The sequence below is a fragment of the Paracidovorax citrulli genome (genome assembly GCF_900100305.1).
GTDB lineage: Bacteria > Pseudomonadota > Gammaproteobacteria > Burkholderiales > Burkholderiaceae_C > Paracidovorax > Paracidovorax citrulli.
This window is the reverse complement of sequence record NZ_FNEY01000026.1, coordinates 50,923-67,247: the sequence shown is the minus strand read 5'-3', so window position 1 is coordinate 67,247 and position 16,325 is coordinate 50,923. Positions and strand designations below refer to the sequence as shown.

The window sequence follows — 16,325 nt, the reverse complement described above, 5'->3', positions numbered from 1 at the left end:
GGAAGGGAAACTGACCGAAATCAGTTGGCGCGGGTGCCAACCACTTCGATTTCCACGCGGCGGTTCTTCGCGCGGCCTTCCTTGGTCTTGTTGTCGGCGATCGGCTGCTTCTCGCCCTTGCCTTCGGTGTACACGCGGTTCTTCTCGATGCCCTTGGACACGAGGTAGGCCTTCACGGCTTCGGCGCGGCGCACGGACAGCTTCTGGTTGTAGGCATCGGTACCGATGGAGTCGGTGTGACCCACGGCGATGATGACTTCCAGGTTCACGTTCTTGACCTTGGAGACCAGGTCGTCCAGCTTGGCCTTGCCTTCGGGCTTCAGCACGGACTTGTCGAAGTCGAAGAAAGCGTCGGCGGCGTAGGTCACCTTGTTGGCCACGGGGGCTGCAGGTGCCGGGGTGGGGGCAGGGGGAGCTGCAGGTGCCGGAGCAGCGGCAGGAGCCGGTGCCGGAGCCTGGGCCACCAGGGCGCCGTCGCAGCCTGCGGCGGCGGTGGCGGGCGTCCAGTTGGCATCGCGCCAGCACAGTTCGTTCGTGCCGTTCTTCCACACCAGCTCGCCGGTGCCGTTTTGCCAGTTGTCGATCACCTTGCCGCCGTCAGCGGCCTTGACTTGGGCACCAGCCGAGGTAGCCAGCACGGCAGAGGCCAACAACATCGCCACTTTGTTCAGTTTCTTCATGGTTCTCCTCTTGGGGAAAAAGCCGCAGCCGCGCTGCGAATATGGACGTCGTCAGTGACCATCACCAAAAACGCTGAATTGATTGTGCCATACGTAACAAGGCAAAGTGACCGCCCCCCAACCCTCTACCGTAGGACAAAAGCGCTTTACCCCCCGATCTGTTGCGCACTTGCGACAAGGCGTTGCGCCTAGAATGTCCGACCTCCGCCGCCCTGATCCCGCATCCCCGACCCCATGACCCAGTTCGCCAAAGAAACCCTGCCCATCAGCCTCGAAGAGGAGATGCGGCGCAGTTATCTCGATTACGCGATGAGCGTGATCGTCGGCCGCGCGTTGCCGGATGCGCGGGACGGCCTCAAGCCGGTGCATCGCCGCGTGCTGTTCGCGATGCACGAACTGAATAACGACTGGAACCGCCCTTACAAGAAGTCGGCCCGTATCGTCGGCGACGTCATCGGCAAGTACCACCCCCACGGAGACAGCGCCGTGTACGACACGATCGTGCGGATGGCGCAGGATTTCTCGCTGCGGCACATGCTGGTGGACGGCCAGGGCAATTTCGGCTCCGTGGACGGCGACGGCGCGGCCGCCATGCGGTACACGGAAATCCGCCTGTCGAAGATCGCCCACGAGATGCTGGCCGACATCGACAAGGAAACCGTTGATTTCGGTCCCAACTACGACGGCAGCGAGAAGGAGCCGCTGGTGCTGCCCAGCAAGCTGCCCAACCTGCTCGTGAACGGCTCGGCCGGCATCGCGGTGGGCATGGCGACGAACATTCCGCCGCACAACCTGAACGAGGTGGTGGATGCCTGCCTGCACGTGCTGCGCCACCCGGACGCCACGGTGGACGAGATCATGGAGATCATCCCCGCGCCGGACTTCCCGACCGCGGGCATCATCTACGGCATCAACGGCGTGAAGGAAGGCTACCGGACCGGCCGCGGCAAGGTGGTCATGCGCGCGCGCTGCCACTTCGAGGACATCGACCGCGGCCAGCGCCAGGCCATCATCGTCGATGAGCTGCCCTACCAGGTCAACAAGAAGACGCTCCAGGAGCGCATGGCCGAACTGGTGCACGAGAAGAAGATCGAGGGCATCAGCCACATCCAGGACGAGTCCGACAAATCGGGCATGCGCCTGGTGATCGAACTCAAGCGCGGCGAAGTGCCCGAGGTGGTGCTGAACAACCTCTACAAGCAGACCCAGCTGCAGGATACCTTCGGCATCAACATGGTGGCGCTGGTGGACGGCCAGCCGCGCCTGTGCAACCTGCGGGACCTGATCGTCGTGTTCCTGCAGCACCGCCGCGAGGTGGTGACGCGGCGCACGGTGTTCGAGCTGCGCAAGGCCCGCGAGCGCGGCCACGTGCTGGAAGGCCTCGCCGTGGCGCTGGCCAACATCGACGAGTTCATCCGCATCATCCGCGAATCGCCCACGCCGCCCATCGCCAAGACCGAGCTGATGAACCGCGCCTGGGACAGCCAGCTGGTGCGCGAGATGCTCACGCGCACCCGTGCGGACGGCGGCGTGGTCAATGCCGACGACTACCGCCCCGAGGGCCTGGAGCGCGAATACGGCATGGGGCAGGACGGCCTGTACCGGCTCTCCGAAACGCAGGCCCAGGAAATCCTGCAGATGCGCCTGCAGCGCCTGACGGGCCTGGAGCAGGACAAGATCGTCGCGGAGTACAAGGACATCATGGCGGTCATCGAGGACCTGCTGGACATCCTGGCCAAGCCCGAGCGCGTCTCGGTCATCATCGGCGACGAGCTCACCGCCATCAAGGCGGAGTTCGGCCAGCACAAGCTCGGCATGCGCCGCACCCTGGTCGAGCACAGCGCGCAGGATCTCTCCACCGAGGACCTCATCACGCCCACCGACATGGTGGTGACCCTCTCGCACACGGGCTACATCAAGAGCCAGCCGCTGTCCGAGTACCGCGCGCAGAAGCGCGGCGGGCGCGGCAAGCAGGCCACGGCGACCAAGGAAGACGACTGGATCGACCAGCTCTTCATCGCCAATACGCACGACTACATCCTCTGCTTCTCCAACCGCGGCCGGCTGTACTGGCTCAAGGTCTGGGAAGTGCCGGCGGGCTCGCGCGGCTCCCGAGGCCGGCCGATCGTGAACATGTTCCCGCTGCAGGAAGGCGAGAAGATCAACGTGGTGCTGCCGCTGACCGGCGACATGCGCACCTTCCCCGCCGACCGCTTCGTCTTCATGGCGACCAGCATGGGCACGGTGAAGAAGACGGCGCTGGACGAGTTCAGCAACCCGCGCAAGGGCGGCATCATCGCCGTGAACCTGGACGACGGCGACTATCTGATCGGGGCTGCGCTCACCGACGGCCAGCACGACGTGATGCTCTTCTCGGACGGCGGCAAGGCCGTGCGCTTCGACGAGAACGACGTGCGGCCGCTGGGCCGCGCCGCGCGCGGCGTGCGCGGCATGATGCTGGAGGACGGCCAGAGCGTGATCGCCATGCTGGTGGCGGAGGACGAGACGCAGAGCGTGCTCACCGCCACCGAGAACGGCTACGGCAAGCGCACCAGCATCGTCGAATACACGCGCCACGGCCGCGGGACCAAGGGGATGATCGCCATCCAGCAGAGCGAGCGCAACGGCAAGGTCGTCGCCGCCACCCTGGTCCATGCGGAAGACGAGATCATGCTGATCACCGACAAGGGCGTGCTGGTGCGCACGCGCGTGGCGGAGATCCGCGAGCTGGGCCGCGCCACGCAGGGCGTGACGCTGATCGCGCTGGACGAAGGCGCGAAACTGAGCGGGCTGCAGCGCATCGTAGAGAACGACGCGAACCCGCCGGCCGCCGACACCACCGACGACGCTCCCCCTTCCGACGCGCAGGACGCGGACGGGCCCTCGACCGAATGACGGTACGGTGCGCCGGCTCGACCGCGGGCGCACCGAGATGTTTACCCCCACGCCCCCCAGAAACGGCACGGCCTCCGACCGCTTGAACCGATGAACCGCCCGTACAACTTCTCCGCCGGCCCCGCCGCCATTCCCGCCGAAGTCCTCCAGCAGGCCGCCTCCGAAATGCTGGACTGGCACGGCAGCGGCATGGGCGTGATGGAGATGAGCCACCGGGGCAAGGAGTTCATCTCGATCTACGAGCAGGCCGAGGCGGACCTGCGCGAACTGCTCGCCGTTCCGCAGGATTTCAGGATCCTGTTCATGCAGGGTGGTGGCCTGGCCGAGAACGCGATCGTGCCGCTGAACCTCTCGCGCGCCGCTACGGTGGACATGGTGGTGACCGGCAGCTGGAGCCAGAAATCCCTGAAGGAGGCGCGCAAGTACGCTTCCGAGGTCCACGTGGCCGCATCGGCGGAGGACAGCGGTTTCACCACCCTGCCCGACCCCGCGAGCTGGCAGTTGAGTCGCGGCGCGAGCTACCTGCACCTGTGCAGCAACGAGACGATCCATGGCATCGAGTTCCACGAACTGCCGGACCTGCGCGCCCTGGGCAGCGATGCGCCGCTGGTGATCGACTTTTCGTCGCACGTGGCCTCCCGCCCGGTGGACTGGTCGCGCGTGGGCCTGGCATTCGGCGGCGCGCAGAAGAACCTCGGCCCCGCCGGGCTCACGCTGGTGGTGGTGCGCGAGGACCTGCTGGGCCACGCGCTGCCGGCCTGCCCGAGCGCCTTCGACTACAAGGTGGTGGCGGAGAACCAGTCGATGTTCAACACCCCTCCCACCTGGGGCATCTACATCGCGGGCCTGACCTTCCAGTGGCTCAAGCGCCAGCGCGAGGGCGATCTTTCCGGCATCGCGGCCATGGAGCAGCGCAACATCGCCAAGGCCCGCCTGCTCTACAACTTCATCGACCAGTCGCAGTTCTACGTGAACAAGGTGTCGCCGAACGCGCGGTCGCGCATGAACATCCCTTTCTTCCTGCGCGACGAAACGCGCAACGAGGCCTTCCTGGCAGGCGCCAGGGAGCGGGGTCTGCTGCAGCTCAAGGGCCACAAGTCGGTGGGCGGCATGCGTGCGAGCCTCTACAACGCCATGCCGCTGGCAGGCGTGGAGGCGCTCGTGGCCTACATGCAAGAATTCGAACAGCGCAGCGCCTGAGACGGCGCGCCGCGCCCTATCGCCCGCTGCCCGCAGCCCCGACCGATCCATGTCCCAATCCCCTCAAGCGTCCCCCGATCTCGCCAGCCTGCGGGTGCAGATCGACAACATCGACCAGCAGTTGCTGACCCTCCTGAACCAGCGCGCGCTGGTGGCCGAGCGCGTCGGCGAGGTCAAGAAACGCGAAGGCACCCCGTTCTTTCGCCCGGACCGCGTCGCCCAGGTCATCGACAAGGTGCAGCACGCCAATCCGGGACCGCTCAAGGGCGCCCACGTCGCAGCGATCTGGCGCGAGATCATGTCGGCATGCCTGGCCCTCGAGTCGCCACAGCGCGTGGCGGTGCTCGGCCCGGCCGGCACATTCTGCGAGCAGGCGGCCGTGGAGTTCTTCGGCGGCGCCGCGGACCTCATGTACTGCGCCAACTTCGACGAGGTGTTCCATGCCACGGCGGCCGGCAGCGCACAGTACGGCGTGGTCGGTGTCGAGAACTCGGTGGAAGGCGTGGTGACACGCTCGCTCGACCTGTTCCTGCACACCCCCTGCCACGTGGTGGGTGAAGTGAGCCTGCTGGTGCGCCACAACCTGCTGCGCCTGTCCAACTCCCTGGACGGCATCGAGGTGGTACTGGCCCATCCCCAGGCGTTGGCCCAGTGCCAGGCCTGGTTGTCCAAGCACCTGCCGCACGCGGAGCGCCGTCCGGTCTCCAGCAATGCCGAGGGCGCGCGGCTGGCGGCAGGGAACCCTGCGTGGGCGGGCATCGCGAGCGAGCGCGCCGGCGCGCAGTTCGGCCTGCATCTGGTGTCGCACGCCATCCAGGACGATGCCTACAACCGCACGCGCTTCGCCGTCATCTGCCTGCCGCACACGCTGCAGATGCCGCCGGCTTCCGGCAAGGACTGCACCAGCCTCGTGGTGTCGGTGCCCAACCGCCCGGGCGCGGTGCACGACCTGCTGGTGCCGCTCAAAACGCACGGTGTTTCCATGACCCGCTTCGAGTCGCGCCCCGCGCGCACGGGCCAGTGGGAATACTATTTCTACATCGACCTCGACGGCCACCCCAGCCAGCCCCACGTGGCCAAGGCCCTGGAGGAGCTGCGTTCGCTCTGCGCGTTCTACAAGGTGCTCGGCGCCTATCCGGTGGCGCCGTGAGCGAAGCAGTCACTCCGGTATTCGAGCAGCTGGGCCTCCTGGGCTGCGGACTGATGGGCGGGTCGTTCGCGCTGGCGATGAAGAAGGCCGGACTGGTCAAGCGCGTCGTCGGCTACAGCAAGTCGCCGTCCACCACCGACCGCGCGCGCCAGCTCGGCGTGATCGACGTCGAGGCCCCGTCCGCCCTGCTCGCGGTCGCGGGCGCGGACATCGTGCTGCTGGCCGTGCCGGTGGCGGCGACGGAATCCACGCTCAAGGCGATCAAGCACCTGGTCACTCCGAAGATGCTCATCATGGACGTGGGCTCGACCAAGGCCGACGTGGTGCAGGCGGCGCGCGGCGCGCTGCGCGACCAGTTCGGGTCCTTCGTCCCGGCCCATCCCATCACCGGCAGCGAGGCCTCCGGAGTGGAACATGCGCAGGCGGACCTCTACGCGGGACGGCAGGTGATCCTCACGCCGACCGAGCGCACGCTCACCGACCAGCTGGGCAAGGCCGAGGCTGTCTGGAGCGCCCTGGGCTGCCGGGTGCGCAGCATGTCGCCGGAATCGCACGATGCGGCCTTCGCCGCCGTGAGCCATCTGCCGCACCTGCTCGCGTTCGCGCTGATCAACAGCATCAACGCGCAACCAGAGGGGGATGTGTTCCTCTCGCTCGCCGGCCCGGGTTTCCGCGATTTCACGCGGATCGCGGCCAGCGACCCGAAGATATGGCGTGACATCCTGCTCGCCAACCGCGATGAACTGCTGGCACAGTCGCGGCACTTCGCGCAGGCGCTCCAGCAGATGGAGCAGGCCATGCAGCAGGGCGACGGACAAGGGCTCGAAGACCTCATCACCCTCGCCAGCGAAACCCGCGCCCATTGGCGCATGGGCGCCCGCCGCGCCTCCTAGATTCCCGCAGCCGATGTACAGCACCGCGTTTCTCGACCTCCCTCCCCTGGATACCGCCGGAGGAGCCGTGCGGCTGCCGGGCTCCAAGAGCATTTCCAACCGCGTCCTGCTGCTGGCCGCACTGAGCGAGGGGACGACGGAAGTCCATGACCTGCTGGCTTCCGACGACACGCGCGTGATGCTGGATGCGCTGCGGGAAATCGGCTGCGGCGTCGATGAAGGCGCGGCCGCGCAGGGCACGGTGCGCATCACCGGCCTGGGGACGTCCCCCGCGCGTTCCCCGTCGAAGCTCTTCCTGGGCAACGCGGGCACGGCCATGCGGCCGCTGACGGCGGCGCTGGCCCTGCTGGGCGGCGAGTTCGAGCTCTCCGGCGTTCCGCGCATGCACGAGCGCCCGATAGGCGACCTGGTGGAGGCCCTGCTGCAGCTCGGCTGCCACATCAGCTACCTGGGCAATCCTGGCTTCCCGCCGCTGCGCATCGCGCATGCGGGCGGCGTCCCGCCGCTGGCGCTGGATGCGCCCGTGCGCGTGCGCGGCGACGTATCCAGCCAGTTCCTCACCGCCCTGCTGATGGCCCTGCCGCTGGTGGCACGCGAGAAGGACGTGGTGATCGAGGTGGTGGGCGAGCTGATTTCGCGCCCCTATATCCACATCACGCTGCAGTTGCTGGAGCGCTTCGGCATCCGGGTGCGGCACGACGAATGGCAGCGCTTCACCATCCCGGCCGGCAGCCGCTACCGCTCCCCGGGCACCATCCACGTCGAGGCCGACGCCTCCTCGGCCAGCTATTTCATCGCCCTGGGTGCCCTGGCGGCCCCGGCGCCCGGCCAGGAGCCGCTGCGCATCCTCGGCGTGGGCCTGGACTCGATCCAGGGCGACATCCGCTTCGCCGAGGCGGCCCGCGCCATGGGCGCGGAGGTCACCGGCGGCCCGAACTGGCTGGTGGTGCGCCGCGGCGCCTGGCCGCTGAGGGCGGTCGATCTCGACTGCAACCACATTCCCGATGCCGCCATGACGCTGGCGGTGATGGCGCTGTACGCGCAGGGCACGACCACGCTGCGCAACATCGCGAGCTGGCGCGTCAAGGAAACGGACCGCATCGCCGCGATGGCGCAGGGATGCCGGCGCCTGGGCGCCACCGTCGAGGAAGGGTCGGACTTCCTGCGCGTCACCCCGCCCGCCTCGCCGGCTGATTGGCGCGCGGCGAGCATCCACACCTACGACGATCACCGCATCGCGATGTGCTTTTCGCTGGCGGCGTTCAATCCGGCGAAGCTCCCGGTGCGCATCGAGGATCCGAAGTGCGTGGCCAAGACCTTCCCGGACTATTTCGAGGCCCTCTTCTCGGTCGCTGGAACACCCGTGGAGCACGTTCCCGTGATCTGCATCGACGGCCCGACGGCATCGGGCAAGGGCACGGTGGCGGCAGCGGTGGCGCAGCGGCTGGGCTACCGCTTCCTGGACTCGGGCGCGATGTACCGCATCACCGCGCTGGCGGCGCTGCGTGCCGGGCTGTCCATCGACGCGGCCCACCAGGACCGGATCGCGGCCCTGGCGCGCACCCTGCCGGTACGGTTCGAGTCCGGCCGCATCTGGCTGGGCGAGGACGACGTGACGGATGCCATCCGCACCGAGGAGGCCGGCATGAACGCCTCCCGCGTCTCGGCCCTGCCGTCGGTGCGCGAGGCCCTGGTGGCGCTGCAGCACGGCTTCCGGCGCCTGCCGGGACTGGTTGCGGACGGCCGCGACATGGGCACGGTGATCTTCCCGGGCGCCGCATTGAAGGTCTATCTCACGGCGAGCGCGGCCTGCCGGGCGGAGCGGCGCCATAAACAGTTGATTTCAAAGGGAATTTCCGCTAATATCGACGATCTTCGCGCAGATCTGGAGGCGCGCGACGTCCGGGACAGCACCCGGCCGGTCGCGCCCCTGAAGCCTGCGCAGGATGCACTGGTGCTGGACAACTCCCTGCTGTCGGTCGAAGAAGCCGTCGAGCAGGTGCTTGCCTGGTGGCAGCAGCGACAGCCCTTCGCGCACCCCGCGCAGGACTGAACCGGGCCCGCAAGGCCTCCTACCGCACCTGCAGCGCACGGCCTTGCGATGTGTTCAACCCCAACCGTGGCCACCGGCCACACAACCTTCCGCAGGCAACGATAGAAACGCCGGCAATGGTGCCGGCGGAAACGCGCCCGCGGACCTAGGAAATACATGTCTGAATCTTTTGCCGCCCTTTTTGAAGAATCCCTGCAGCGCACCGAAATGCGCCCGGGCGAAGTCATCACCGCCGAAGTCGTGCGCGTCGAGCACAACTTCGTCGTGGTGAACGCAGGCCTCAAGTCCGAAGCCTACGTGCCCCTCGAGGAATTCAAGAACGACAAGGGCGAGGTCGAAGTCCAGGTGGGCGATTTCGTCTCCGTGGCCATCGGCTCGATCGAAAACGGTTACGGCGACACCATCCTGTCGCGCGACACCGCCAAGCGCCTGGCCTCGTGGCTCGCGCTGGAAAAGGCCCTGGAATCCGGCGAATTCGTCACCGGCACGACCAGCGGCAAGGTCAAGGGCGGCCTCACCGTCCTGGTCAACGGCATCCGCGCCTTCCTGCCCGGTTCGCTGATCGATACGCGTCCGATCAAGGATCTGACGCCGTACGAGAACAAGACCATGGAATTCAAGGTCATCAAGCTCGACCGCAAGCGCAACAACGTGGTGCTGAGCCGCCGCGCCGTGGTGGAAGCCTCCATGGGCGAAGAGCGCGCCAAGCTGATGGAAACCCTGAAGGAAGGCTCCATCGTGCAGGGCGTGGTCAAGAACATCACCGAATACGGTGCGTTCGTGGACCTGGGCGGCATCGACGGTCTGCTGCACATCACCGACATGGCATGGCGCCGTGTCCGCCACCCCTCCGAGGTGGTGCAGGCCGGTCAGGAAATCACGGCCAAGATCCTCAAGTTCGACACCGAGAAGAACCGCGTCTCCCTGGGCCTGAAGCAGATGGGCGACGATCCGTGGCTGGGCGTGTCGCGCCGCTACCCCTCGGGCACGCGCCTGTTCGGCAAGGTCACGAACATCGCCGACTACGGTGCGTTCGTGGAACTCGAGCCCGGCATCGAAGGCCTGGTGCACGTTTCCGAAATGGACTGGACGAACAAGAACATCGCCCCGTCCAAGCTCGTGTCGCTGGGTGACGAAGTCGAAGTCATGGTCCTCGAGATCGACGAAGACAAGCGCCGCATCAGCCTGGGCATGAAGCAGTGCAAGGCCAACCCGTGGCAGGAATTCGCGCAGAACACCAAGCGCGGCGACCGCGTCAAGGGCCCGATCAAGTCGATCACCGACTTCGGCGTGTTCGTGGGCCTGGCTGCCGGCATCGACGGTCTGGTGCACCTGTCCGACCTGTCCTGGAACGAGCCCGGCGAAGCCGCCGTGCGCAACTACAAGAAGGGCCAGGAAGTCGAGGCGATCGTGCTGGCCGTGGACGTGGACCGCGAGCGCATCTCCCTGGGCATCAAGCAGCTCGACGGCGACCCGTTCACCACCTTCGTGACGGTGAACGACAAGGGCCAGACGGTGACCGGCAAGGTCAAGACCGTCGATGCCCGCGGCGCCGAGATCGACCTGGGCGAAGACATCGTGGGCTACCTGCGCGCTTCGGAAATCTCCCGCGACCGCGTGGAAGATGCCCGCAACGTGCTCAAGGAAGGCGACGAAGTCACGGCCGTGGTGGTGAACGTGGATCGCAAGACCCGCAACATCCAGCTGTCGATCAAGGCCAAGGACATGGCCGACGAGCAAGGCGCCATGGCGTCCCTGTCGCAGCAATCGGCCCGCGAAAGCGCGGGTACGACCAGCCTGGGCGCTCTGCTGCGCGCCAAGCTGGACAACTCCGACAAGTAATCGGAACCCGAGCCCGCAAGGCAGAGAAAGGCCGTGCCTGCACGGCCGCAAGCGGCGGGCGCCTCGTGCGCCCGCCGCTTTTTTTCCAAGTGCGCATTCCAGCCCCATGCCCCAGCGCCGCGCGCAAATGCCGGACTCCGGCATGGACCACCTTTTCGCCGATTCCTGGCGCCACAGACCGGACCCCATGACCCGATCAGACCTCGTCGAAGAACTTGCCGCCCGTTTCGGCCAGCTCACGCAACGCGATGCCGAAGCCGCCGTCAAGACCATCCTGGATGCCGTGGGCGATGCGCTGGTGCGCGGCCACCGCATCGAGGTGCGCGGGTTCGGCAGCTTTTCGGTCAACCGCCGCCCGCCGCGCATGGGGCGCAACCCCCGCAGCGGCGAGGCCGTGCACATCCCCGAGAAGCGCGTTCCGCATTTCAAGCCGGGCAAGGCCCTGCGCGAAGCCGTGGACCGCCGCACCGCCGAGATGGGCATCGGCATCGCGGCCGACCCGTCCGACGCCGCCTGACGGAGCCCGCCACGCCGCCTCCGGCGCATGCGCGGGGGCGGGCCTGACCGTAGAATCCTCCCACCATCGAGGAGACGCATGGCATGAAGTATTTCCTGTGGCTGCTCAAGGCAGCCATTTTTTTCACCCTCTTCGCCTTCGCGCTGAACAACCAGCAGGACGCGACGGTGCATTTCTTCTTCGGCACCCGATGGACCGCGCCGCTGGTGCTGGTGGTGCTGTCCGCCTTCGCCCTCGGTGTCGCCGTCGGCGTGCTGGGCATGGTGCCCCGCTGGTGGAAGCACCTGCGCGCCGCGCGCCGTGCCGAGGCCGCGCTGCCGCCCTCGCCCGCCTCCGCGCCCGCCTCCGCGCCCGCCTCCGCGCCGGCGTCCACCGCCTCGGCGGGCAACCCCGCCCCCGTCACCGACCTGCAGCAGCAGCCGCCCATCCATGGAATTTGACCTGAGCTGGCTCCTGCTGGGGCTGCCGCTGGCGTTCGTGCTGGGCTGGCTGGCGTCCCGCTTCGATCTGCGCCAGTTGCGCCAGGAAAACCGGCGGGCACCCAAGGCCTATTTCAAGGGCCTGAACTACCTGCTCAACGAGCAGCAGGACCAGGCGATCGACGCATTCATCGAGGCGGTGCAGAACGATCCGGACACGTCGGAACTGCATTTCGCGCTCGGCAACCTGTTCCGCCGGCGTGGCGAATACAACCGCGCGGTGCGCGTGCACGAGCACCTGCTGTCCCGAGGCGACCTGAGCCGGGCCGACCGCGAGCGCGCGCAGCACGCGCTGGCGCTGGATTTCCTCAAGGCCGGGCTGCTGGACCGCGCTGAAGATGCGCTGCAGCGGCTGGAAGGCACGCCCTTCGAGAGCCAGGCGCGCATGGCGCTGCTGGCCATCTACGAACGCTCGCGGGACTGGCTCCAGGCCACCGCGATCGCGCGCAAGATGCATGGATCCCACCAGGGCGATTTCAGCGCCCGGCAGGCCCATTACCTGTGCGAGCAGGCGCTGGCGCGTGCTGCCCAGGGCGACCTGGATGCGGCGATGGCGCAGTTCGAGGAAGCCCGGGCGACCGCGCCGGATGCGCCGCGCCCGCGCATCGAGCTTGCCCGGCTGCAGCAGCGCCGCGGCCATGCCGAGGCGGCCATGGCCACGCTCCAGGAACTGGCCCGCCAGTCCCCCGGCGCCCTGCCGCTGGCCGCGCCGCTGCTGATCGAACTGGCGGGTGCGACCGGGCGCCAGAGCGACGTGCTGCAGTTGCTGAAGGAGCACTATGCCCGCGCGCCTTCGCTGGACGTGCTCGACGCGATCGTGGCCATGGAGTCTGCCGCAGCCGATCCCGCCCGGTCGCCGCGCGACTGGTATGTACGCCACCTGGAGCAGGAGCCCTCGCTCGTCGCCGCCGCCAAATGGCTGGCGCAGGAAAAACTCGAACACGAGGAATTCCATCCGCAGGTCCAGCGGGCGCTGGACCAGGCCGCCAAGCCGCTCACGCGCTATCGCTGCGCGGCCTGCGGATTCGAGGCCCGGCAGCATTTCTGGCAATGCCCCGGCTGCCAGAACTGGGACAGCTATCCCGCCCGGCGCGTCGAAGAGCTGTGAGAGCGTGTCCACAGTCCAGCCCGGCCCCCTCCCGGAGTGCGCCGATACACCGTAGCATGCTCGGGTTTTCATAGCGGTTTGCGCGGACCTTCCCCGTAGAATGGTCCGCACATGTCCCTGCTCCTCCTCGTTCTCCTGCCATTCGCCGGCAGCCTGCTCGCAGCGCTGCTGCCTGCGAACGCGCGCAATGCCGAATCGACGCTCGCCGGAGCGGTGGCGTTGTTCTGCGCGGTGCAGGCGGCGCTGTATTTCCCGGAGGTGGCGGCAGGCGGCATGGTGCGGCAGGAGATCGCCTGGCTGCCCTCGCTGGGTCTGGACCTCGTGCTGCGGATGGACGGTTTCGCGTGGATGTTCTGCATGCTGGTGCTGGGCATCGGCTCGCTGGTGGTGCTGTATGCGCGCTACTACATGTCGGCCGCCGACCCGGTACCGCGGTTCTTCTCGTTCTTCCTGGCCTTCATGGGTGCCATGAGCGGCGTGGTGCTCTCGGGCAACCTCATCCAGCTGGTGTTCTTCTGGGAGCTGACCAGCCTTTTCTCCTTCCTGCTGATCGGCTACTGGCACCACCGCAAGGACGCGCGCAGCGGGGCCCGCATGGCGCTCACCGTCACGGGCACGGGCGGCCTGTGCCTGCTGGCGGGCGTGCTGGTGCTGGGCCACATCGTCGGCAGCTACGACCTGGACCAGGTGCTGGCGGCAGGCGACCTGGTGCGCGGCCATCCCCTCTACCTGACCGCCCTGGTGCTGGTGCTGCTGGGTGCGCTCACCAAGAGCGCGCAGTTCCCCTTCCATTTCTGGCTGCCCAATGCCATGGCGGCGCCCACGCCGGTATCGGCCTATTTGCATTCGGCCACCATGGTGAAGGCCGGCGTATTCCTGCTGGCGCGCATGTGGCCCGTGATGGGCGGCACGGAACCGTGGTTCTGGATCGTGGGCGGCGCCGGCATATGCACGTTGCTCGTGGGCGGGTACGCGGCCATGTTCCAGCATGACCTCAAGGGGCTGCTGGCCTACTCCACCATCTCCCACCTGGGGCTCATCACCCTGCTGCTGGGCCTGAACAGCCCGCTGGCGGCGGTGGCGGCGGTGTTCCACATCATGAACCACGCCACCTTCAAGGCCTCGCTCTTCATGGCGGCCGGCATCGTGGACCACGAGAGCGGCACGCGGGACATCCGGCGTCTGTCGGGCCTGCGGCGCATGATGCCGGTGACTTCCACGCTGGCGATGGTCGCCAGCGCGGCGATGGCGGGCGTGCCGCTGCTCAACGGCTTTCTCTCCAAGGAGATGTTCTTCGCGGAGACGGTGTTCCTGGAGGCCTCTCCGTTCATCGCGACGGCTTTGCCGGTGGCCGCGACGCTGGCCGGAGTCTTCAGCGTGGCGTATTCGCTGCGCTTCACGGTGGATGTGTTCTGGGGGCCGAAGGCGGAAGACCTGCCCCGGGAGCCCCACGAACCGCCGCACTGGATGCGCGTGCCGGTGGAACTGCTGGTGCTGGCCTGCCTGGTGGTGGGCACGCTGCCGGCCTGGTCGGTCGGCCGTTACCTGGACACTGCGGCCCTGCCGGTGGTCGGAGGGCATTTGCCCGAGTACAGCCTCGCGATCTGGCACGGTTTCAACACGCCTTTCGTGATGAGCCTGATCGCGCTGGCGGGGGGCGCGGCGCTCTACCTGCTCCTGCGCCGCCAGCGCGAGGCCGGCCGGATCGACGCGGCGCCGCTCATCTACCGCGTGAGCGGGCGACGCATTTTCGAGGCCCTGCTCACGCTGCTGACGCTGGCCGGCTACCGCGGCCGCCGCATGCTGGGTACGCCGAGGCTGCAATGGCAGATGCTGTGGCTGGTCTGCGCGGCGCTCGTGGCAGGGGCGCTGCCGCTGTGGTCCCGCGGCCTGCAGCTGGGCGACCGCGGCACGCTGCCGCTGTCGCCGGCTTTCGTGGCGATCTGGGTGGTGGGCTCGGTCTGCGCCGTGGCCGCGGCCTGGCAGGCCAAGTACCACCGCCTGGCCGCGCTCACCCTCCTGGGCGGCGCAGGGCTTTGCACCTGCATCACCTTCCTGTGGTTCTCGGCGCCGGACCTCGCGCTGACGCAGATCGTGGTGGAGATCGTGACCACCGTGCTCGTGCTGCTGGGCCTGCGCTGGCTGCCCCGGCGCGACGAGCGCCTGCGCGAGCTGGCACCGGCGGTGGGGCTGCCCCGGCTGCGGCGCGCCCGCGACCTGCTGATCTCCCTGGCCGCCGGCGGCGGACTCGGGTGGCTGGCCTATGTGATGATGAGCCGGCCTTTTCCCGAGAGCACGTCCACGTTCTACCTGGAGCGCGCACAGTCCGAAGGTGGCGGCACCAACGTGGTGAACGTGATGCTGGTGGACTTCCGCGGCTTCGACACGTTCGGCGAGATCGTGGTGCTGGGCATCGTCGCGCTGACAGTGTATGCGCTGCTGCGGCGTTTCCGGCCCGCGCGCGAGACCATGGATCTGCCCGAGCAGCAGCGCAACATGCCGGCCGATCTGCAGACCGACCTGCTCAACCCGCGCAACGCGACCGATACCGCCGTCGGCTACCTGATGGTGCCCGCCGTGCTGGTGCGGCTGCTCCTGCCCTTCACGCTGCTGGTGTCGTTCTACATGTTCATGCGCGGCCACAACCAGCCCGGAGGCGGTTTCGTGGCCGGCCTGGTGCTGTCGGTGGGGCTGCTGCTGCAATACATCATCTCGGGCACGCAGTGGGTGGAAGCGCACCTCGCGCTCTATCCGCGCCGCTGGATCGCCACCGGGCTGCTGTTCGCGATAGGCACCGGCGCGGGCGCCCTGTTCTTCGGCTACCCGTTCCTCACCAGCCACACGGCCCACCTGCACCTGCCGGTGGTGGGCGAGATCCATCTGGCCAGTGCATTGTTCTTCGACATCGGCGTGTTCTCGCTGGTCGTGGGCGCCACGCTGCTGATGCTCACGGCCATCGCCCACCAGTCGGTACGCGGGCACCGCTACCATGCGCGCCTCGCGGAGGAGCGCGAGGCAGAGGAATCGGCGCAGTCCGCGCAGGCGGCCCAGGCTGCCGAGAGCAAGCTGCCGGTGGCGCTGGACGGCGCCCGCGGCGGAGCCGCCGCCACGGCACCCGGAGGAACCCCTTGATGGAAATCGTTCTGGCCGTCGCGATCGGCGTGCTCGCGGGATCGGGTGTGTGGCTGGTGCTGCGCCCCCGTACCTACCAGGTCATCATGGGACTGGCGCTGCTGTCGTACGCGGTGAACCTGTTCATCTTCAGCATGGGCCGCCTGGGCCTCGCCGTGGGCAAGGAGCCCGTGCTGGTGGAGGGCGTGGCGAAGGATCTGCAGCACTATGCGGACCCGATGCCGCAGGCGCTGGTGCTGACGGCCATCGTGATCGGCTTCGCCATGACGGCGCTGTTCCTGGTGGTGCTGCTCGCCTCGCGCGGCATGTCGGGCACCGACCATGTGGACGGATCGCATTCGCGCGACGTGCAGGAGATGCCATGACCGCCGCACGC

12 protein-coding genes are annotated in these 16,325 nt (G+C 67.8%); 11 read left to right on the top strand and 1 reads right to left on the bottom strand.

The features are described 5' to 3' along the window. Positions 1–20 precede the first annotated feature (20 nt). A complete protein-coding gene (gene ompA / locus BLR99_RS16685) occupies positions 21–680 on the bottom strand; it encodes an outer membrane protein OmpA (RefSeq protein WP_011796344.1) in 660 nt (219 codons plus the stop codon). A gap of 234 nt (positions 681–914) precedes the next feature. Here ompA and gyrA point away from each other — a divergent pair, with 234 nt between their 5' ends. The 11 genes from gyrA (at position 915) to BLR99_RS16630 (ending at position 16,314) form a co-directional block, all read left to right on the top strand. Next, positions 915–3,575 carry a DNA gyrase subunit A gene (gene gyrA, locus BLR99_RS16680; protein WP_017438026.1) on the top strand — a complete coding sequence of 887 codons (2,661 nt, stop codon included), beginning with the start codon at positions 915–917 and terminating at the stop codon, positions 3,573–3,575. Between the two features lie 90 nt (positions 3,576–3,665). After that, on the top strand, positions 3,666–4,775 hold the full coding sequence (gene serC, locus BLR99_RS16675; protein WP_011796346.1) for a 3-phosphoserine/phosphohydroxythreonine transaminase: 1,110 nt from the start codon (positions 3,666–3,668) through the stop codon (positions 4,773–4,775). Positions 4,776–4,824: 49 nt separating this feature from the next. Further along, the gene (gene pheA, locus BLR99_RS16670; protein ID WP_011796347.1) at positions 4,825–5,925 is read left to right on the top strand and encodes a prephenate dehydratase; all 1,101 of its coding nucleotides are present in this window, start codon (positions 4,825–4,827) and stop codon (positions 5,923–5,925) included. Then, the gene (locus BLR99_RS16665; protein WP_011796348.1) at positions 5,922–6,818 is read left to right on the top strand and encodes a prephenate dehydrogenase; all 897 of its coding nucleotides are present in this window, start codon (positions 5,922–5,924) and stop codon (positions 6,816–6,818) included. Before pheA ends, BLR99_RS16665 begins: the two co-directional genes overlap by 4 nt. A gap of 13 nt (positions 6,819–6,831) precedes the next feature. Next, positions 6,832–8,871, top strand: coding sequence for a bifunctional 3-phosphoshikimate 1-carboxyvinyltransferase/cytidylate kinase (locus BLR99_RS16660; RefSeq protein WP_011796349.1), 2,040 nt, complete (start codon positions 6,832–6,834; stop codon positions 8,869–8,871). A gap of 156 nt (positions 8,872–9,027) precedes the next feature. After that, complete coding sequence (gene rpsA / locus BLR99_RS16655; protein WP_011796350.1) at positions 9,028–10,713, top strand: 30S ribosomal protein S1; 1,686 nt, start codon at positions 9,028–9,030, stop codon at positions 10,711–10,713. 187 nt (positions 10,714–10,900) lie between these two features. Then, on the top strand, positions 10,901–11,230 hold the full coding sequence (locus BLR99_RS16650; protein ID WP_011796351.1) for an integration host factor subunit beta: 330 nt from the start codon (positions 10,901–10,903) through the stop codon (positions 11,228–11,230). An 83-nt stretch (positions 11,231–11,313) separates the two neighbouring features. Beyond that, complete coding sequence (locus BLR99_RS16645; protein ID WP_074687380.1) at positions 11,314–11,670, top strand: LapA family protein; 357 nt, start codon at positions 11,314–11,316, stop codon at positions 11,668–11,670. After that, positions 11,660–12,817: a lipopolysaccharide assembly protein LapB gene (lapB, locus tag BLR99_RS16640; protein WP_011796353.1), complete on the top strand. Its 1,158-nt coding sequence runs from the start codon at positions 11,660–11,662 to the stop codon at positions 12,815–12,817. Before BLR99_RS16645 ends, lapB begins: the two co-directional genes overlap by 11 nt. A gap of 111 nt (positions 12,818–12,928) precedes the next feature. After that, complete coding sequence (locus BLR99_RS16635; protein ID WP_011796354.1) at positions 12,929–15,949, top strand: monovalent cation/H+ antiporter subunit A; 3,021 nt, start codon at positions 12,929–12,931, stop codon at positions 15,947–15,949. Then, on the top strand, positions 15,949–16,314 hold the full coding sequence (locus tag BLR99_RS16630) for a Na+/H+ antiporter subunit C (RefSeq protein WP_011796355.1): 366 nt from the start codon (positions 15,949–15,951) through the stop codon (positions 16,312–16,314). Before BLR99_RS16635 ends, BLR99_RS16630 begins: the two co-directional genes overlap by 1 nt. Positions 16,315–16,325: the final 11 nt, after the last annotated feature.